At 44.6% G+C, this 19,458-nt stretch carries 15 protein-coding genes; 3 read left to right on the top strand and 12 right to left on the bottom strand.

Annotated features, from left to right (window positions below):
• Positions 1–17 precede the first annotated feature (17 nt).
• Entirely contained in the window at positions 18–1,106 is a 1,089-nt protein-coding gene (locus DBR43_RS07015; protein WP_124579195.1) for a metallophosphoesterase, read from the top strand.
• A gap of 10 nt (positions 1,107–1,116) precedes the next feature.
• Here the strand turns inward: DBR43_RS07015 and DBR43_RS07020 are convergent, their stop codons facing one another.
• Positions 1,117–1,725, bottom strand: a complete 609-nt coding sequence (locus DBR43_RS07020; RefSeq protein ID WP_124579197.1) for an alpha-ketoglutarate-dependent dioxygenase AlkB family protein — start codon at positions 1,723–1,725, stop codon at positions 1,117–1,119.
• Positions 1,726–1,886: 161 nt separating this feature from the next.
• Between DBR43_RS07020 and DBR43_RS07025 the strand changes: the two genes are divergently transcribed.
• Together DBR43_RS07025 and DBR43_RS07030 are read left to right on the top strand one after the other, a co-directional pair.
• On the top strand, positions 1,887–2,294 hold the full coding sequence (locus tag DBR43_RS07025) for a transcriptional regulator (RefSeq protein ID WP_124579199.1): 408 nt from the start codon (positions 1,887–1,889) through the stop codon (positions 2,292–2,294).
• A gap of 38 nt (positions 2,295–2,332) precedes the next feature.
• Complete coding sequence (locus DBR43_RS07030) at positions 2,333–2,899, top strand: sugar O-acetyltransferase (protein WP_124579201.1); 567 nt, start codon at positions 2,333–2,335, stop codon at positions 2,897–2,899.
• Positions 2,900–2,954: 55 nt separating this feature from the next.
• On the opposite strand, the gene DBR43_RS07035 is transcribed toward DBR43_RS07030, so the two are convergent.
• The 11 genes from DBR43_RS07035 to DBR43_RS07075 form a co-directional block, all read right to left on the bottom strand.
• Positions 2,955–4,787 (bottom strand): arylsulfatase, encoded by a 1,833-nt coding sequence (locus DBR43_RS07035; protein ID WP_124579203.1) that lies wholly within the window; start codon positions 4,785–4,787, stop codon positions 2,955–2,957.
• Positions 4,788–4,798: 11 nt separating this feature from the next.
• The gene (locus DBR43_RS07040; RefSeq protein ID WP_124579205.1) at positions 4,799–5,542 is read right to left on the bottom strand and encodes a thioredoxin domain-containing protein; all 744 of its coding nucleotides are present in this window, start codon (positions 5,540–5,542) and stop codon (positions 4,799–4,801) included.
• A 26-nt stretch (positions 5,543–5,568) separates the two neighbouring features.
• Positions 5,569–7,170 carry an arylsulfatase gene (locus DBR43_RS07045; RefSeq protein WP_199756970.1) on the bottom strand — a complete coding sequence of 534 codons (1,602 nt, stop codon included), beginning with the start codon at positions 7,168–7,170 and terminating at the stop codon, positions 5,569–5,571.
• A 21-nt stretch (positions 7,171–7,191) separates the two neighbouring features.
• Positions 7,192–8,742: a RagB/SusD family nutrient uptake outer membrane protein gene (locus DBR43_RS07050; protein ID WP_124579207.1), complete on the bottom strand. Its 1,551-nt coding sequence runs from the start codon at positions 8,740–8,742 to the stop codon at positions 7,192–7,194.
• A 19-nt stretch (positions 8,743–8,761) separates the two neighbouring features.
• Entirely contained in the window at positions 8,762–11,932 is a 3,171-nt protein-coding gene (locus DBR43_RS07055) for a SusC/RagA family TonB-linked outer membrane protein (RefSeq protein WP_124579209.1), read from the bottom strand.
• Positions 11,933–12,031: 99 nt separating this feature from the next.
• On the bottom strand, positions 12,032–12,997 hold the full coding sequence (locus DBR43_RS07060; RefSeq protein WP_124579211.1) for a sterol desaturase family protein: 966 nt from the start codon (positions 12,995–12,997) through the stop codon (positions 12,032–12,034).
• 37 nt (positions 12,998–13,034) lie between these two features.
• Positions 13,035–13,199, bottom strand: a complete 165-nt coding sequence (locus tag DBR43_RS33165; RefSeq protein ID WP_199756971.1) for a hypothetical protein — start codon at positions 13,197–13,199, stop codon at positions 13,035–13,037.
• A gap of 53 nt (positions 13,200–13,252) precedes the next feature.
• Positions 13,253–13,411, bottom strand: a complete 159-nt coding sequence (locus DBR43_RS33170) for a hypothetical protein (protein ID WP_199756972.1) — start codon at positions 13,409–13,411, stop codon at positions 13,253–13,255.
• 507 nt (positions 13,412–13,918) lie between these two features.
• Positions 13,919–14,659: an SDR family oxidoreductase gene (locus DBR43_RS07065; protein ID WP_124579213.1), complete on the bottom strand. Its 741-nt coding sequence runs from the start codon at positions 14,657–14,659 to the stop codon at positions 13,919–13,921.
• 158 nt (positions 14,660–14,817) lie between these two features.
• Complete coding sequence (locus DBR43_RS07070) at positions 14,818–16,257, bottom strand: SusD/RagB family nutrient-binding outer membrane lipoprotein (protein WP_124579215.1); 1,440 nt, start codon at positions 16,255–16,257, stop codon at positions 14,818–14,820.
• A 5-nt stretch (positions 16,258–16,262) separates the two neighbouring features.
• The gene (locus DBR43_RS07075; RefSeq protein ID WP_124579217.1) at positions 16,263–19,451 is read right to left on the bottom strand and encodes a SusC/RagA family TonB-linked outer membrane protein; all 3,189 of its coding nucleotides are present in this window, start codon (positions 19,449–19,451) and stop codon (positions 16,263–16,265) included.
• Between the last annotated feature and the right edge of the window lie 7 nt (positions 19,452–19,458).

Below are 19,458 nucleotides of genomic sequence, written 5' to 3' on the forward strand. Positions count from 1 at the left end.
TCCTGTTCCCATTATATATGCGCAAATTTCTACAAAGGCTGCTTACCGGGCCGATCATCAGACTGGCCAATAAATACTCCTCCAGACCGGATCAGCAACGGGTGCATGAAGCTTTAACAGCCTTGTTCAATAAGATCCAAAAAGAACCCGGCAAGCGTGGCCAGCTCATTGATTTCGACCAATCTGCCAGGCTCATCATCTTTTCCGATCAGCATAAAGGCAGCAGGAATTACAGTGATGACTTTGCCCTTTCCGAAAAGAACTACCTTGCGGCACTCCAGTATTACAATGAACAAGATTACCTTTTTTGCAGTTTGGGCGACAGCGAAGAGCTTTGGAAAAATACGCTTCTCGGTGTCATCAGGAACAACAAAGCGACCTTTGAACAGGAAAAGTTATTTCTAAAAAGAAATGCTTTCATTAAAATATTTGGCAACCATGACCTGTATTGGGACAATGATCCCCTTGCAGGTTTTACCCTTGAAAAGGTTTATGGGCAAAAGATAAAAATCTATGAGGGTGTCATTTTGCGCATCCCCATTAAAGATCAATTGTTGTCGGTCTTTATGACCCACGGCCATCAGGGAGACCTGCAAAGCGATGGAAACTGGTTTAGCAAATGGTTTGTTTCCAATATCTGGGGTCCGCTCCAGGCCTACCTGCGCATTAATCCAAATACTCCGGCCTTCGACAATCAATTGAAATCTGCACACAATGCCATTATGTACGACTGGACGGCAAAGCAATCGGGACTTGCTCTGATTACCGGGCATACCCATCAGCCGGTATTCAATTCTTTAACTCACCTGGAACGGACTTATATCCGGCTGGAAGCCGCAAAGAAAAAAGGCGATGAGGCAGAAATCCAAAAGATAACCGCAGAACTGGCGGCGGGAAAAATCAGCGGAGACACTTCTCCGAGATTGGATTATTCTAAAAATACCTATTTTAATACGGGTTGCTGCTGTTTTAACGATGGAGACATTACCGGAATAGAACTGGAGGGCGGAAAAATCAAACTCGTCAAATGGAAATTCAACCCCCAATCAGGTCCTGCACGCATTATTCTGGAAGAAACAGAATTAGCGCACTTATTAGATGCCTGATTGCAGCCTCCTAAATCACCACCCTAAAGGTGAGGTTCAGTCTTCCTTTCATTGGCTTGCCGGACTTCGCAATGCGATGGTCCCAGTTGGCCTGTAAATCACCTTTCATGATCAGTAATGAACCATGTTCCAGCCTTATGGAATACTTCAGACGATGGTCTGTCTTGTTACGAATGTCAAAATTACGGACTTGTCCGAAGCTGACTGATGCGATCACCGGATGAGTGCCCAGTGCTTTTTCATTGTCGCTATGCCAGGCCACCGAATCATTCCCATCCCTGTAATAATTCAGAAGTACACTGTTAAAAGAAATTCCGGCAATCAATTCCACTTTTCGCCGAATCATGAGCAGGTCTGCTGTCCAGGGTAAAGGAGCCGATTTCCCCAGTATGGTATAATTGTAGGCTTCCGGATCACCATACCATGCAGTTAATCTCGGCGTAATCACCTCTTTATCATACATTTTTACGATCCGATGTTTCCATTCCGAATCCCTGATCAACCGTTCCATCAGGTTTTCGCCCTCTTCCTCCTGAAATAGCTCCGGACGATAATCCAGTAACGAAACCGGTAATCCAGGTGTTTGTCCCTCTTCCTTAAAAAAGCTCAATTGCTCCATTTTCTCCTTTTTTTGAAATTCAGCTCCGCAATTTACTAAAAATATTAGTAAATAAAAATTACCTCCGGAATTGTCAAAATTCCCCCTCGCATTTGTCGCGTTTACACAGTTCGGTTTTTAGCTCCAATCACTAAGTTTGTATAGACCAACAGCAAGATATCATGGAAAAATATAACTTAGACAAGGACCTTAAAATCTTTTACGTTACCGCATCCTCCTTTCCCCAGGGGATTCCTGCAGCCTACCAGGAGCTGGGAAAACGGGTTCCTTTGAACATAGGACGAACACTTTATGGCGTTTCAAGACCGGAAGGCGGACCCATCATTTACCGGGCTGGAGTAGAAGAATCTTATGAAGGGGAGGCAGAAGAATATGGTTGTGATTCTTTAATTCTGAAAAAAGGCACTTATATCAGTTCTGTCATGAAAGATTACATGAAGGCACCGGAACTCATTGGCTGTGAATTCAAAGCACTACTGGACAGCCCTGGTCTGGACCCGCAGGGCTACTGCGTAGAAGTATACCTGAGCAATGTTGAAGTCCGGTGCATGATCAGAATGGAAGCTTAGCTATTGCTGAGTTCATAAAATCGGCCTATCTTCATCAAATGAGAACAGAGAAAGAGAAAATGATTGCAGGCGAGCCTTATATCGCCGGAGATGAAACATTGACACAGGAACGTTTGCATTGTAAACAGCTATTGTATGAACTCAATATAAAAGAATACATCATGAGCGAAAAAGGAAAAGCCATTTTAGCCCGGCTGATCCCTAATGCGCCAAAAAGTTTGTACATCGAACCTCCTTTCTTTTGTGATTACGGCTACAATATCTTTTGCGGAGAGAACGTGTACTTTAACGTGAACTGTGTGGTATTGGATGGCATGCCCGTTAAGATTGGCAGCAATGTGTTTTTTGCACCTGGTGTACAGCTCTATACCGCTTCTCATCCTTTAGATGCAGAACTGCGAAAAAGTGTGGAGTTTTCCAAACCCATTACCATTGGCGACGATTGCTGGATTGGCGGCGGGGCGATCATTTGTCCGGGTGTAACCATTGGAAACAGGTGTGTGATCGGGGCCGGTTCAGTAGTTACCAAAGACATTCCTGACGATTCCCTCGCTGTGGGAAATCCCGCACAGGTCAAAAGAAAGATCCTTCCTGAAGCTAAATAAAAAAGAGGCTGATCATAAATTTATGATACAGCCTCCGTTCTTAGTTTAGGTAGTTTTAGTAGTTTTTATGAAGCCTGGTATTGTATACGTCGTCCCAGGTGATGTACGGATAGAGGTTAAACTTCTTTGCCTGAACTTCAAACAATGCCTTTAGCTCTTCCAGCTTTGCCGGATTTTTCTTTGCCAGGTCAATGCGTTCATTAAAATCTTCATTCAGGTTATACAGTTCCCAAACATTCTCCACATAATTTTTCGGAAGCCCTTCTTTGTTATTCGATAAATCCAGCAAATCCGGATGATAGGAAAGTGCAGCCTTCCAGCCATCTTTATAAATTGACCTTGCGCCAAAAATATAATAGTGTTGAATGCGGTGTTGTGAAGCTGCTTTTGCATCCTCAAAAGAGTAGACCAGAGAGGTTCCCTGTATGGAATCCTGTTTAATGCCTCTGATGTATTCAGGTGCTTTAATCCCGGTATATTCCAGCGTAGTTGGCAATAAATCGATGACGTGACCATATTGGGTCCGGATGCTGCCCTTATCTTTTATGCCTTTAGGATAATAAACGATCAATGGATTCCTCGTTCCTCCTTCGGAATTTGCGTCTTGTTTCCATTGCTTAAAAGGCGTATTCAAGGCCTGTGCCCATCCCAAAGGATAATTGCCCTGAATCGATCTGGGCGTACCGATCTCACCTGAAGCTTCCAGGTTATGTTTAATAATTTCCTGCTGACTCAGCTTATTGGTGGCCCCTCTTGGTAAATCTATTGTTCCGCTGAAGGTTCCTTCCTTACTCGCTCCATTGTCGCCGATGATCACAAAAACCAGGGTATTCTCCAATTGTTTAGTGGCTTTCAGGTAATTGATCACCCGTCCAACTTCATGATCCGTATAACTCAGATATCCCGCATAGACCTCCATAAAACGGGCATATAGTTTCCGTTCCTCCTCAGGAAGCTTATTCCAGGCTTTGATATTTGAATTGCGGCCGGGCAATACTGCATTGGCCGGAATAATTCCCAGTTGTTTTTGTCTTTTAAATACCTCATCTCTGAAAACATCCCAGCCTTTATCAAATTTACCTTTATAAAGGTCACTCCATTCTGTAGCCACCTGATGTGGGGAATGGGTGGCACCGGGTGCATAATACAGGAAGAAAGGTTTTCCTGAATTGGCTTTTTGCTGTCTTTCAATAAAGTTGATTGCCTTATCGGTGATCTGCTCATTCAGGTGCCTGCCATCCGGTTGAACATGTGCGTTGTCTTCCACCAGATCGGGTTTATACTGATCCGTTGCAGAGCCGAGGAAGCCGAAGAAATGATCAAAACCTTTTCCGGTTGGCCATCGGTCAAAAGGTCCGGCATCTGTAGCATCCTCATCAGGTGTCAATCCATATTTCCCTACTGCAAACGTATTATAGCCGCTTTCGCGCAGGATTTCGGCAACTGTACCTTTATCCGAAGGGATGCGGCCATCATAACCTGGAAATCCGGCCGACATCGCCACATGCGCAAACCCGCCCATATGTACAGAATGACTGTTCCTGCCTGTCAGCAATGCGGACCTTGTAGGCGCACATATGGCTGTGGTATGAAAATTTGTATACGTTAATCCCTGATGTGCCAGGCTATCAAAGGTAGGGGTACTGATCACTCCCCCCAATGTGCTGGTGGCCCCAAAGCCCACATCATCGAGTAAAATCCAGAGTACATTTGGTGCGCCTGCCGGTGCCTTAACCGGCTTTGTCCAGGATTCTCTGGAATCTGCCAGGGTCTTACCGATAACGCCCTGAAAAGCTTGTTGCTGCTGTGTGATATTTTGCGAATAGCCCTCAAGGTAGCTGAACGCAGTGCCCAGGAGAATCCAGGCGGTGATGATTCTTTTTTTCATGGATTAATTTTCTAATTACTTTTTGCCGGTTTTGTTTGATGTTCTGCAACAGCGGCTTCAATTTCCGCTGAGGTCGATTGCCCTGCTCTCTTCCAGATCTCTTTTTTATGGTGATACAGGACCAGTGTGGGAAGCTGATTAATTTTCAATTCTTTGAGGAGCGCCGTCTGATCATAGGCTTCAATCCTTACTATTTTGGCAGAAAATCCTGCTTTCTTTTCCAGCGTGTCCAGCACAGGAACAAGCTTCTTACAGGCGCCACAATATTTGGAACCAAAGTCTACCAACACAAAATCTGAAGATGCATTTAGGGTCTGAAACTGAGCAAGGGATAGCGATACGCCTTTCTTCGCATGGTTTACGATCGGGTATCCTGAACCGATCCAGTTGGCAATTCCACCGGGAAGCACAATCACTTCCCTGAATCCCCTTTCCCGGAGTTTTTTTGCCAATGCCACACTTCGGCCATTGGCAATGGAGTAAACAAAGGTGGGCTTCTCTTTAGACAAAGCCGCGATGTCCTTTTCGTGACTAGCTGAGGCGGGATCAATATTGATCGCTCCTGCCAGGTGATTCTGTGCAAATTCTTCGCTCGTTCTGGCATCCAGAATCTGGGCGTCCGCAGCTTTTGCTTTTGTAGCCAATGCGGCGAGTGAAAGTGATCCTGCCTGAGTAGCGGATGAGGTTTCTTGTGCTTTTAAGCTGCCTGACGATAAGAGCAGCAAACTAAAAAAAACAGATTTTAAAGATTTCATTTTTTGTCGGTTTAGGTGATCAATAATCATTTGATTTTATTCCAGTCCTGAACCCCAACTTTAGCGGCCCATTCCAGGTATTTTTTTTCCAGTTCTTTTACCTTCCCCGGATACTTCCGGGCAAGGTCATTTGTTTCTGTCCGGTCTGACTTCAGATTGTACAATTCCCAGGTTCCATTGAGTTCAGCAACGAGTTTCCAGTCCTGCTCCCGAACAGCCCTGCTTCCTTCATGCTCCCAAAACAACCTGGAATGCAGCGCTTCTTTCTTTCCTTTTAAAACCCTCAGCAGGCTATGTCCCGGCAATGCCGTTAAAGAATTTCCTTTAAAAGAATCCGGGTATTTTGCCCCGGTAAGCTCCAGGATACCGGGTAGGATATCGATGAGGTGTGCGGGCTGTTCATTTAAAGCCCCCGAAGGGATCAAACCAGGATACCAGGCAATAAAAGGACTGGAAATCCCTCCTTCATGGGTGTTTTTCTTGAACATACGAAACGGGGTATTGCTCGCATTCCCCCAGGGGGCTTCATAACTGTCTATGGAATTTACACTTCCTGGAGTTCCGTTTTTTTGACTGACATAGTTCCAGTTTTTCACTTCATCGGCACTGCCTCCATTATCAGAAAGAAAAATCACCAGTGTGTTTTTATCTCTTTTGATCTCTTTCAGTTTATTCAGGATCTCCCCTATTCCTGCATCCATACGGTCAATCATGGCCGCATAAATCGCCATGCGGGTATCCCAGTTGTCTTTTTCTTCCGCAGACAAGGATTTCCAGGCTTTCACATTTTCGAACCTCGGCGATAATCGCCATTCTTTCCTGATCAAACCTGAAGCCCGAAGTTTCTGATAACGCTGCTTCCTCAGTTCATCCCAGCCAGACAGGTACCGGCCTTTATATTTCGCAATGTCTTCCGGCAAAGCCTGAATTGGCCAGTGAGGCGCATTGTAAGCCACATAAAGAAAAAATGGATTGGGTTGATCTTTGATTTCGTCCAGAGATTTGATTGCGAAATTGGTGATGGCTTGTGTGAGATACAACGAAGTATCCTGACGCTGAATTTCCTGTCCGTTCAACTGGAAAGTAACCGTTCTTCCATCGTTATACAGGGGCTTGGAATTAAAATAACTGCTGCCATTGTTTTGCAGCGTGAAAGATTTATCAAATCCACGGTTCAGCGCAAAAGCGGAAGGAACGAGGCCCACATGCCATTTCCCGGAAACTATGGTTTGGTATCCCTGCGGTTTCAGCAATTCAGCAATCGTTGCACTATGCTTACTCAAATACCCCTGGTAAGCTTCCGTTCCTTTGTTCTGAACCATATCACCAACTCCGGCCTGATGCGGATAAAGACCTGTCAGCAAAGAAGCGCGGGAAGGACAGCACCTTCCGGCATTGTAAAACTGGTTTAAGATCATTCCTTCTTTTGCCAGTTGATCTAATACAGGAGTATGGATCTCCGAACCAAATGCACCAATGTCAGAAAAGCCGAGATCATCAGCAAGAATGATCAGTACATTCGGCTTAGCCTTTAATTTTTCTTCCGGTCTTCCTAGTTGCGCAGAAGCCGAACAAATGTTTAATCCAAAAAAGATGGCCGTTAAAAAACTGATTCGTTGATTCATCATGCTTGTTTCTTCATAAAAAGCTTACCATCCAGGATTCTGGATGAGTTTGGTATTCAAATCGATTTCCTGTTGAGGAATTGGAAAGAGCAGATGTTTGGGAACAGAAACATTGACCTTTCCTACTTTCCTTAATGCATCTTCCAGGATAATTTTTCCTGACGCATCTTTCTCCCTGATCAGGTCAAACCAGCGTTGATTTTCCCAGACCAGCTCCAGACGACGGTCGAGGTAGAGCGCTTCCCTGAATTGCGCTTTGTTTAAGCCAGCCAGTAGCGTTAAACCTGCCCTTTCCCGCACCCGGTTATAAGCTGCATACGCTTTTGCAGTAGGCCCGTTAGCTTCATTTTCGGCCTCTGCAAGATTGAGCAATACTTCCGAATATCTGATCACAGGTACATTGGCAGCAGATTCACTGAGGTTCGAAGATTGATTCGGGTCCCAATATTTATTGAGATAAGGGATGGAATCTCCGGGAATAGATTTATCGTTTAAGTCCCCATACCACTTGCCATCAGTGCCCAGAAAGCGGGTCACAAAACTACCGTTCTTCTTTCTCTTATCATTGGCTTCATAGAGCTTATAGATGCTGAAAAACTTATCCGTTCCCTGGGTATAAAACCGAACCTGATCCGTATAAGAACCGACCATTCCCGGAACACCTGAGCGCGCACCTCTTGGTGCCTGATTGTTTCCCTGGCTCAGGGAATTGGATTTAAACTGTGCAGAAAAGATATGTTCTTTCCCGTTTTTATAAGCAGGAAGAAAAACCTGTGCATAGTCTGCAAACAAATCATACCGATACGGACTGGATCCGGATGCATAAGGAAAAGCTCCCGTTACCTCTTCTGCTTTTGCCACTGCTTCAGTCCATTTTCCCTGTGTCAGGTATACCTTAGACAACAATGACTTCGCCGCGCCCGCCGTTGCCCTTCCAATGTCCACCCCGGTATAGCTATCCGGTAATGCCAATGCCGCCTCTGTAAAATCCTTTTCAATCTGTACATATACCTCAGCCACCGTATTCCGGGCGATCTGGAAATCCGAGATGGTCACTCCCGGCTGATCGTGCAGGATCAGCGGTACCCCTCCGAACAAACGAACCAGGTTGAAATAATACAGGGCCCTGAGGAGTTTAGCCTCCCCGATCAGTCTTTTCTTAAGGGCATCGGTCAATGCGGCATCTTCAATTTCCGGAACTTTATCTATGGCAACATTTGCCTTTTTTATTCCTGCATAATGTTGCTGCCATAACTGCAGTACCCTGAGCCCTGTGGAAGAATGATTGAGCACAGCCTGTGAACGCACATCCGCATTGGTCGCTCCGGGTCCCGGATCGATGTCGTCAGACATGAAGTCCATGCCCGTAGCAAACAAAGTATTGTACGGTGTCTGAACCGAAGGTCCTCCTGAGTTTAAAAGAAAATAGGCAGCATTAACCGCATTTACGGCATCTGCTTTTGTCTTATAGTATTCTGCTGCAGTAATAAAAGCGCCGGGATCTTCTTTTAATTTAGCGCAGGAACTCAGCACTGCGAGGGCAATCAGTAATGAAAAATATTTGAGGATATTCATTTTCGTATTTTATATAGGATTAAAAGGAAAGGGACGCACCAGCCATGATGGTCTTGCTATTGGGATAAACTCCGTTGTCTACACCCGAATTGATCGCCGACTGTCCGTTAAAGTTCGCTTCAGGATCGTAACCTGTATAATTGGTCCAGGTCCAGAGGTTCTGTGCAGAAATGTACACCCGCAGGTTTCTCAATCTTGCTTTATTTAAGACCTTTTGAGGTAAAGTATAGCCCAGGGAAAGGTTTTTTAAACGCAGATAAGAAGCATTTTCAATAAAGCGGTCTGCAATGGTTACCGCCGGATCGGTATAGGCACTGTGTACATCTGTATTGGTATTTGATGCAGAATAGCGGTTCAGCAGGCTACGGGGCGCATTGGTATAACCGGTCCCCAGCTCTAAAGTACCCCTGTTCTGGTTGTAAAGCTTATTTCCGTAAGAGGTTTGAAAAAATACAGACAGGTCAAATCCCCGAAAGCTGAAATTATTTGTCAGCCCGCCGGTAAATAAAGGCTGGTTGGAGATGATGAACCTGTCGCCGGCCTGGGTAATGACCCCATCGCCGTTTTTATCTACATATTGTTGTCCGCCCGCAGCTTTATTCGAAGAAGGGGTTAAAGCCTTTCCCGGAGGAGTTCCTGCGGGAATCAATCCGTTTGTTTTATAGACAATAAAAGAACCGATTGGATATCCCACTGCAGCAATAGAAGGTAAGGAGCTGTCCGGAATGATCTGGTTTACCTTATCCAGGCTCAGCACTTTATTCCTGTTGATGGCAAAAATCACATTGGTTCCCCACTTGAAATCCCCGACAAGGTTTTTAGTATTGAGGCCCAGTTCAAAACCTTTATTCTCTACTGCTCCGATATTTTGATAAATCTGACTTTGAAGGGTAGAAAAATCCAGTAATCCACTTGTTGCGGGTACGGTAATGTTGTACAGCAGATCCCTTGTTTTCTTATAATAGACATCTGACACCAGGTTAATACGGCTGTTAAACAAAGACAGATCGATCCCCAGATTATACTGTGCGGTCTTTTCCCAGGTAAGGTTAGGATTGGCATTCGTACCCGGCGCAAAGCCAGAGACATTATTGCCATTGAAATTATAACGGTAAAAAGTTTCTCTTGCAAAAGATTGATAAGCGGGGATTTCCTGATTTCCGGTCAGTCCGGCACTAAAGCGGAGCTTTAGATTCGAAATGGCCTGCTGGTCTTTCAGAAAACTTTCTTCACTTACATTCCAGGCAATGGCAGCCGAAGGAAAGGTTCCCCATTGGTGGCCATCGGAAAAACGGGAAGAGCCATCCGCCCGAAGGGTCAGGGTGAGGAGATATTTATTCCCGTAGCCATAATTTACCCTCGCCAGAAAGGAATTCAGTGCGGTAGCATAGGACGATGAAGAAGGTGTCTGAGAGGTAATCCCCGAAGAAAGGTCATTAAAGCTCGTTCCATCCGAAGCAAAGCCCGCCGCCGCAGCAATCGCCCCTTTGGTTACCGCAGCTTCCTGTGTGAAACCAATTAATGCATTAAGGTTATGGATTTCATTGATCTTCTTCGTATAGCTCAGCGTATTTTCATTGAGCCATCGGGTGGTAAACAAACTTCCTACCTGTCCAAGCCCTGAAACACCTGTACCTTCATATACGGTAGAAGGCAGGTACCTGTTTTGCTTATTGTCCACGATCAAAATACCCGCAGAAACTTTGGCTTGTAAACCTTCGATGATGCGGTAGTCTGCAGAAGCATTTCCCAGGACCAGATTGGTCCTGGTTTCATTCAACTGGTTGTATAAAGTATTGATCGGATTTCCATAAGCCCCTTCAAAAGGACTCTTCAGGAAAAAAGAGCCATCAGGATTATAGAGGGGAACTGCAGGAGACATCAGCAATAAATTAGGCACCACTGCCTGAGGAGCAATCTGTGCTTTGGAACTGCTCCCGGCAATGTAGGAAACGATTTTCAGGCGTTCGTTGTACTGATGCTCTACATTTAGCCGACCTGAATAGCGACTAAAATCTGTATTTTGCAAGACCCCTTCCTGTTTAAAATAATTTCCGGAAAGGGCAAACTTTGTTTTTTCAGAACCGGTTAACACGGAGATATTATGACTCTGAACCGGGGCAGTACGAAAAGCAGCAGCCTGCCAGTCCGTACCCGTCCCCAGGGCATCAATCTGTGCCTGGGTATAATAAGGTGCTTTTCCCGCATTGATCAGCGCATCATTTCTTAGCGCTCCCCATTCAGCGGCGTTGAGTAATGGAAGAGTTTTTACTACTTTCTGCGAGCCATAATAGCTGTCGAAATTAATAGATGATTTCCCTGCAGTCCCCTTTTTTGTATTGATGATGATGACCCCGTTGGCCCCTCTGGAACCATATATAGCTGTAGAGGAAGCATCTTTCAACACATCAATCGACTCAATATCTCCGGGATTTATCGCAGAGAGCAGGTTAATTTTAGGCCCATTGCTCACTCCGGCATCTGCCAGTTTTTCATCGTTATAAAAAGGAAAACCATCGATCACATAGAGCGGCTGCGAACCTGCAGTAAGCGAGGCAGAACCACGGACCTGCACACTTACCCCTCCTCCGGGCTGTCCGGTAGATTGCGTAACCTGAACTCCGGGAATGGACCCTTGCAGCAAACGCTCCGGAGAGCTCACCGGCTGTCCTCTTACTTCTTCCAGTTTCAGGGAAGAGACAGATCCGGTCACATCTTTTCTGCGTTGTGTTCCATAACCAACCACAACTACATCATTCAGGTTATTGCTGATTTCTTTTAGCAAGACCTCGACCGGGCTTCCGGTGACATTCAGTTCGATCCTTTCATAACCGATATAGCTAATGATTAAGGTATATGGGAACTTCTGTCCCGTTTTAAAGTTGAAACGGCCCTTGTCGTCTGTGGCGACCTTATGTGTTGTTCCTTTAATCTGTATCAGCACGCCCGGAAGCACCTCTTTGGTTTTTGCATCGAGCACCTGTCCTACCAGCGTAGAATTAATAATCGGCTGATTCTCCTGCGCTTTTAGCACAAGAGGAAACAAGAAAAGCAACTGCAGGCAAAAGATGATCAGCGCAACAGAGAAAATATATTTTGACTTTTCCGTAAACGAAGTGGTAGTTGTCCAGACTCCCGGACGGGTTAAAGACAGGGCATAACGCTCCCTCTCCTTAGCAAGGTATTGCATATTTGTAAGGTTTAAAATGACTTGATCTGAACAGGTCCAACGCCAATTGATTTCCTGTTCTTTATATTATTAATCGTTAGGGATGCGGAGTCTTTTTCTTTATCCCGCCGCGGCCGATACTTCTTTTAAGGCCAGTTCCCGTTCTCCATTGTTTTGATGAACTGCTCTGATCGTTAACAAATCTCTTTCTTCAATTGGAATGTCCTGCTTAACAATAGGTCCATCTGCTGCCAGCTCACTTCCCGCCACGTTGGATTTAAAGATCGGCCATAACAATTGTGCATACCATGGATCTCCTTCATAATGAGAAATTCCATAAGCAGAAGGATACTGCCTGGAGATATGTGCTGTTCCAAAAATAACATCCCAGAGAAAAAACATGTTTCCGAAGTTGCCCTTATAATAACCTACGCCATCATCTGTGGTTGCTGCATGGTGTGCATGATGCGTTGCAGGGGTAGAAATCAAACGCTCCAGAACCCAGGCAATCGGATGCAGCACTTTATATTTATAAAAAGGTTTGTCCCATGGAATGCTGGAATGCGCCAGTGTGGTAATGGTACTTTTTATCGCTCCAACGATAATTCTTGGTGCGCCCAGTCCTAGATAAACGAGAATCGTCGTCACGTAAGTTTGAGAAAAGAACAGGGTATACAATGCGTTCTGGCGACTGGCCATTGCCATCCCCATATAGGAAGCGGAGTGGTGGGTCCGGTGAAAGCGCCATAACCAGGGAATTTCATGGTGCAGACGGTGGTACCAATATTGGGTCAGGTCGTCGGCAATGGCGATAATGAGCAATCCCCAACCGAAAGAAACCCAGTCGAACTCGTTCCTTAGTGCAGGAATCACTGCGGGTAAAAATTTCAGCCCGAAGAAAGCGATGGCCGGTCTGATGACCAGTTTTGGTAAAACAAAGCAGGCAATGTCTACAAATTTTTCATTTTTGTTCCAGCGCTTTTTATACAAGCCGAAAGAGAATTCCAGGACCCCTAAAATGAGGACCAGTACACTGAGTCCATAGCCATTCAGGTTATCGATAATTTGTTGGATAATTTTAATCATGTTATTGGTTTTTTGGGTAGTTTATTTGGTGGATTGTTTAGGGTTTAATCACTTGGCCGATTTTGGTGGTTTTCTTTAACCAGGGTCGCTGCCCGGTAAAATAAAAGGTAAAAAACATCAGCAGTATGGGCAGTGCATAGATAAACAGGCTCAGGAAGATGTTCCTGATGATTCTTTTCTTTACTGATTCTTCAATTTTCATAAGCATGTTTTTTTGTGGTTTTAATGGATACGATCAGGAGGATATCCCCGATCTTATTTAAGGTTTAGGGTGCGGGTTGGGGAAGAAGGTGGATCCGTTAAGATTTTCTGGATCAGCCAAAGGCCTCCTAAAAGAATGACCAGCGGAACGGTAGCTACTACGATTCCCACTGCAATCTTCTTTCCGATCAGTTGTACGTCTGAAATGGTCATATATTGATTTTATGGTGTGACAGGAAACAGTAAGCCATGGCAATAGCCTTCAACATGAGATTTCATGGTGTTTTTTGAACTCCTGCTCTTTTACTAAAAATTACGTGCTTATTTGGCTGTCGAAAGGATACAGCAGATTAACAGCAACAACAGCATCCTGCCTTAGAAAGGGAGGACATCAAATATTCATTTGCAATAATGAACTTTAAATCGGGATGTAGGTTTGAACTTAACATCGTTATACTGTGTGAGTTATATTGTTAATACAAATATAGAATTTGAATCCAACAATACAAATTAATTCTACTAAATAAGTAGAATTAATTAAGAAATCATGAGGAATTCAGTCATGATCATTTACAAAAATGAATTAATTAACTTTGATCAGGTTTAAATGACAAGATTGAATCAGGTCCAACGCCAAAATGAACACCCGGTTTAGTTATTAATCCTTAGGGGAATACTTTGTATTCCCCTTTATGATAGTTAGCAAATCGTTGTTTTTCGTTAAGCCATACCGCCATTCGCCCCGATATTCTGTGCGGTGATCCAGCTGGCTTCATCACTGGCCAGAAACAGCACCACTTTGGCGATATCTTCAGGCTCGGCAATTCTGTTAAAAGCAGACAAGGCGGCCAAACGGTCGATCACTTCCTGAGGTTTGCCATTGGTAAACAATTCGGTATTTGTTGGCCCCGGAGAAACAGAGTTGACATTGATTCCCCTTGCTCCTACTTCTTTGGAGAATACCCGGCTAAGCTGTTCTACTGCAGCTTTCGTTGCTACATAGGTACTGTATCCGGGAAGCATGATGCGGTTTACAGAAGTAGAGAAATTGATGATGCTGCCATTGTCGGCCAGTCTGTCCGCAGCTTCACGCATGGTATTAAAGGTCCCTTTCACATTGATATCAAATTGTCTGCTGAAATCTTCATCAGTCGTATCTTTTAACAGTTTGGTGATCATGATTCCGGCATTATTTACCAGTACATCGATCTTTCCGTAATGAGCAATCGCCTCATCAAACAATCTTTTTACCTCAGCCGTTTTGCTGACATCTGCCTGTAGGGCAATCGCATCAGCACCGCTCTGTTTCAGTTCATTTACCGTTTGCTCTGCTGCAGCCCTGCTTCCTGCATAGTTGACAATAATTTTCGCTCCTGCTCCGGCCAGTTTATGCGCAATTGCTGCGCCTATACCTCTGGAAGCCCCGGTGATTAAAACGACTTTATCTTTTAATATTTTCATAATTCTTTCTTTTAATGACGTTACAAAGTTGGCACATTTGACAAGGCAAAAAGTACTGATATTAAAGCATTACATGCAAATTTCCAAGATAAAAAAGAGCGGCCGTATCATCACAAATGATACGGCCGCTCCGGTATTGAAAAGATCCCCCGATCGGTTTATTTAATATCGAACCAAAGGCGGGTCGTGAGTAAATCTGCACCTTGTCTGGCCACTGCCTGCTGGTAATTTTTTCCATTCAGGGATTGCTCCTGCCCCGGATAGATAAACCTGAGCGGCAGCTTTCCACCCAGCACACCTGCTACTGCAGGAACAAGCTCCGGATAATCCAGCCTGCGCCATTCGGCAAAGGCTTCTAATCCCTGTCCGAATAAAGCGATCCACTTTTGATTGCCGATAGATTTCCTGAAATTAGCAGGCTCATACTGCACAGCGGCAGATTGAGTATAGCTTGCAATGGCGGCCGTTCCAATTCCATATTGTAACAGCGACGCTTCTATTGCTTGCTTGTACAATACTGCGGCATCCTCACTACTCCAGCCTCTTGCAGCTACCTCTGCCCGGTCGAACAATACTTCCGCATAACTGATGATCACTGCCGGAGCGGTTGGGGCCAGGAAATAAGTCCCGGGTTTGGAAGTTTTACTCAGCCCATAATTACTGGCATCACCTGTAAGCAAACCATTTGGAATGCCGATATAGGTTTCTGTCGTTACATCTTTTGTCGGGCTCGCAAAGACCGGAAGCCTTGGATCATTCAATGACCTCAACTTATCGACAATAGTTTTACTCATTCTGTAATCATCACGCGTATCAAATAAATTGCTTACCGGATTTTGATTGGGAGAGGTGGAATAGCTGAGTTGTGCATTTTCCAGATTGGACGTAATCAGGCCCCCTCCTTCAGCCGTCAGCTCTGCCAGTACGGACTTTGATTTTTCCGGTTCCTTATCGGCGATACGCAGAGCGATGCGCAAACGCAGTGCATTGGCAAACTTTTTCCAAAGCTCAATTTTACCGTTGTAAATGATGTCTCCCAGGATTGGCTTTCCTGCAACATTCAAATCCGTCTGTGCAGATTTCAAATCGGCAAGCAATCCGTAATACACATCTTTCTGTGTATCATAAACGGGATTCACATAGGCATTAATCTGTACAGATTGCGAATAAGGAATATCGCCGTAAGCATCCGTCAGCAATAAAAACACCCATGATCTCAATACCTTGGCAACTCCTTTGTAATTGGTATTTCCCTGCTCATCGGCCAGGCTCAGCAGCTTATTCAGATTGGTTACTCCTTTGGTATAACCCGATACCCATAATTCCTGAAGGTCATTATTGGTAAAGATATACCTGTCCGGATCTGTATACTGGATTTTAGACCAGTGTTGAATAAACAACAAACTGGAATTCATGTTATTGGTTACGCCCCAATACGTATCAGCCGTACTTTTAATCGCTCCGGTGAGCAGGTAATCCGGTTGTGGTATTTCAGCAGAATTTGGATTCTTATTCAGGTCTGCCAGCTGGTCCTTGCAGGAGCTGAAAGATAGGACAAGGAGGGTCGAAAATAGAATTGGAATATAGTTGAATTTCATGATGTTTAGAATTTAAGGTTAAGGTTGAAACCGAATGATCTCGCTGTTGGAAGGCTCAGGTCTTCCAGTCCTTGTGCATTTCCGGTATTAAATGCAGTTTCCGGATCGATATTTGGCACATTTTTATGAATGATCCACAGGTTTCGTCCTACCAGTGAAAAGACTGCATTCTGAAAGCCTATTTTTTTAGTCCATTGTCCCGGCAAGCTATAGCTAAGTTTCACCTCTCTCAGTTTGATATAAGAAGCATCATAGATAAACTGCTCATCCACATTGGTAATGCCTTTATAATATTGCTGAGCAGGAACAATCCGGCTATTTTTTGTCCCATCGGCCAATACTCCGTCAAAGACCATCCCATCAGTATATACCACTTCTCCTCCCGGAGCCTGTGCGCCATTTGAAAGGCCAACCGCTGTTCCGGAATTCACATTGCCCGGGAAATAATAGCTCAGGCCACCGTTTTCTGTATTTCTTCCCTTCAAAGTACTTGCAAGAACACCGGTATAGGTTCCGGTACGGTTTGAATTCGAGTATACTTTACCACCGATTCTGGCATCCACCAGGAAGTTCAGGTTGATATTTTTATAAGTAAAGCTGTTGCTGATTCCACCAAGCCAGTTGGGTGTAAACTTCCCCAGGTATTGTTTTGCCGGATTGATCACTGGTGTCCCTCCCGCGCTGATGAGAATCTGACCGGCAGCATTTCGCTGATAAGCAGTTCCGAAAAAGGTACCATAAGGCTTTCCAATTGTTGCCAACACATCAACCGTTCTGTTGCTCCCGATCGTATAACTGCTGATCAGTCCTTCTTTATCCAATTCCGTCACCTTACTGCGGTTCAGCGCATAGTTCAGGTTGATGTCCCAGCTAAAGTCCTGCGATTTCACCGGGCTTAAGCCCAGTTGAACTTCCAATCCTTTATTATTGATGCTTCCGCCATTGATTAATTTCTGATTGTAACCTGTCGAAGAACTTACATTCACTTTTAAAATCTGGTTGATACTATTGGTATTGTAAACACTCAGGTCCAGCTTTACGCGGTTGTCAAACAAACCAACTTCAATCCCCGCCTCGGCAGATTTGGTGATCTCGGGCAGCAGGTTTGGATTTAACTCCACCAAACTTGCTGCCTGCTGTGGATTTCCATTAAAGGGTGCGGTAAAACTATAGGTATTTACCAGCTGATAAGGTTCTGTCGCCTTACCTACTTTTGACCAGCCTCCTCTGATTTTGGCAAAACTCAGCACTTCGTTTTTCAGGTCAAAGGCTTCGGTAAGGATCAAACTTCCATTTACTGAAGGATAGAAATAAGAGAGGTTTGGCCTTGGCAAACTGGAGTCCCAATCGTTCCTCGAGGTTAAATTCAGGAAGGCATAATCTCTATAACCAAGCTGTGCCGAACCAAAGGTACTATAGGTTCTTAGTTTGCTGTAAAAGTTCGACGATACCAGTGGATCCCTGGAATTGTTTAAGGTATATAAACCATTTACCGCTAATTTAGTCGCCATCTGGTCATTCTGTTCCAGCGTATTGGTCCTTACATTCACACCTGCCAAAATGTTAAGGGAGAAATCGTTGTTTAGTTTTTTATTAAACTCTAACCTGCCCTCTGTATTGTTTTCATTTACGGTGTAGGCATCTTCCTGATAGGATCCGAAAGGAGTTCCGTTTGTACCGTAGGCAATTTTTATTTTTCTGCGATCGGTATAATAATCATTCCCCGTTCTGAAATTTGCAGACAATGCATCCGTAATTTTATAGTTCAACTCTGCACTTCCAATGATGCGGTCGCGTTTCTGACTTACTGTATTTTCATAAGCAATGAAATAAGGATTGCTGTAATAGCTGTTGTTCCAGTTGAAGTTATTTCCGTTCCCGTCCTTATATTGCTTAAGCTGGCTCACATCAACCTGTCGTCCGAACCAGGTAAACTGAAGCATCGGTCCGGTAGCCCGTTTACCACCTGATGCAGGCAGGTTTGCAGCACTGCTTTTGACATAATTGACACTGGCATTCAGGGTCAGCTTTGGCGTAATACGGTAGCTGGTATTCAGAAGTAAAGAATTCTTATTTTGCGAAGAATTGGGTAATATCCCGCCCTGTGTCAGGTTGTTATAAGAAAAACGAACATCTTGTTTTTCTCCAGATCCGGCGATGGCAACGCCGTTGCTCAGGGCATAACCCGTTTCGAAAAAGTCTCTTACATTATTTGGATGTGCAATAAAAGGTTCCGGTTTGCCATTGGTATTGAACTGAGGAATCAAACGGCCATCCAGTGCAGGACCCCAGCTTTCATCTACTCCATCATTCAGGCCTCCTCCTTTACCATCTACATAACTAAACTTACCATTTGAACCCTGGCCAAAAGCATTCTGATACTTTGGAAGCGTCAGCAAATTAGAGATCGTGGTGTTCGAGTTGATACTAATGCCCAATCCCTGCTGTCCTCTTCCTGTTTTTGTTTTAATCAGAATCACCCCGGCGGCAGCCCTGGAGCCATATAAAGCGGCTGCATTCGGCCCTTTCAGTACGCTGATGGATTCTATATCTTCAGAATTGATGTCGGATATCGTATTGGCAAAATCCCTGGAACCACCACTCCCAAGGAATTGAGAATTGTCTACCGGAACACCATCTACCACAAATAAGGGTTGATTCTGACTGGAAATAGAGGTTTCTCCACGGATGATGATCCTTGAAGAGCCCATGTCTCCCTGACTGTTGGTGGTTTGTACACCCGCAATCTTTCCTGCCAGTGAATTGATGAGGTTGGTTTCTTTAGCCGTAGAGATGTCTTTGGATTTCAGCTCCTGTGTGGCATAACCCAACGATTTCTTGGCCTTGGTGATCCCTAATGCGGTTACCACTACTTCATTCAAATCATTTAAAGATGGCTCGAGGCTAATCTTCAAATGACCGGTTCCTGCGGTAATCCTGATTTCTTTATTGGCATATCCGAGATAACTAATGCGAATCACATCGTTCAGGTTTGCCTGGAGAGAGAAGCTGCCATTTGCATCTGTAACCGCAGCATTGTCTTTTCCTTTGATCGTTACCGAAGCTCCGGGAATCGCCTGTCCGTCGGCACTGTCGCTCACCACACCGGTCACTTTAACAGACTGTGCCTGGGCCGTCAGCAGGAAAAAAAAGGACAAAGCAATCCCTATAAAAATTTTGTATATTTTTAACATATTGGTT

The sequence above is a fragment of the Pedobacter sp. KBW06 genome (assembly GCF_003852525.1).
Lineage (GTDB): Bacteria > Bacteroidota > Bacteroidia > Sphingobacteriales > Sphingobacteriaceae > Pedobacter.

Bases quoted from the DNA above. Each gene is read 5' to 3' on its own strand.
- DBR43_RS07015 (WP_124579195.1), top strand. From the start codon at position 18: ATGCGCAAATTTCTACAAAGGCTGCTTACCGGGCCGATCATCAGACTG.
- DBR43_RS07020 (WP_124579197.1), bottom strand. From the start codon at position 1,725: ATGGAGCAATTGAGCTTTTTTAAGGAAGAGGGACAAACACCTGGATTA.
- DBR43_RS07025 (WP_124579199.1), top strand. From the start codon at position 1,887: ATGGAAAAATATAACTTAGACAAGGACCTTAAAATCTTTTACGTTACC.
- DBR43_RS07030 (WP_124579201.1), top strand. From the start codon at position 2,333: ATGAGAACAGAGAAAGAGAAAATGATTGCAGGCGAGCCTTATATCGCC.
- DBR43_RS07035 (WP_124579203.1), bottom strand. From the start codon at position 4,787: ATGAAAAAAAGAATCATCACCGCCTGGATTCTCCTGGGCACTGCGTTC.
- DBR43_RS07040 (WP_124579205.1), bottom strand. From the start codon at position 5,542: ATGAAATCTTTAAAATCTGTTTTTTTTAGTTTGCTGCTCTTATCGTCA.
- DBR43_RS07045 (WP_199756970.1), bottom strand. From the start codon at position 7,170: ATGATGAATCAACGAATCAGTTTTTTAACGGCCATCTTTTTTGGATTA.
- DBR43_RS07050 (WP_124579207.1), bottom strand. From the start codon at position 8,742: ATGAATATCCTCAAATATTTTTCATTACTGATTGCCCTCGCAGTGCTG.
- DBR43_RS07055 (WP_124579209.1), bottom strand. From the start codon at position 11,932: ATGCAATACCTTGCTAAGGAGAGGGAGCGTTATGCCCTGTCTTTAACC.
- DBR43_RS07060 (WP_124579211.1), bottom strand. From the start codon at position 12,997: ATGATTAAAATTATCCAACAAATTATCGATAACCTGAATGGCTATGGA.
- DBR43_RS33165 (WP_199756971.1), bottom strand. From the start codon at position 13,199: ATGAAAATTGAAGAATCAGTAAAGAAAAGAATCATCAGGAACATCTTC.
- DBR43_RS33170 (WP_199756972.1), bottom strand. From the start codon at position 13,411: ATGACCATTTCAGACGTACAACTGATCGGAAAGAAGATTGCAGTGGGA.
- DBR43_RS07065 (WP_124579213.1), bottom strand. From the start codon at position 14,659: ATGAAAATATTAAAAGATAAAGTCGTTTTAATCACCGGGGCTTCCAGA.
- DBR43_RS07070 (WP_124579215.1), bottom strand. From the start codon at position 16,257: ATGAAATTCAACTATATTCCAATTCTATTTTCGACCCTCCTTGTCCTA.
- DBR43_RS07075 (WP_124579217.1), bottom strand. From the start codon at position 19,451: ATGTTAAAAATATACAAAATTTTTATAGGGATTGCTTTGTCCTTTTTT.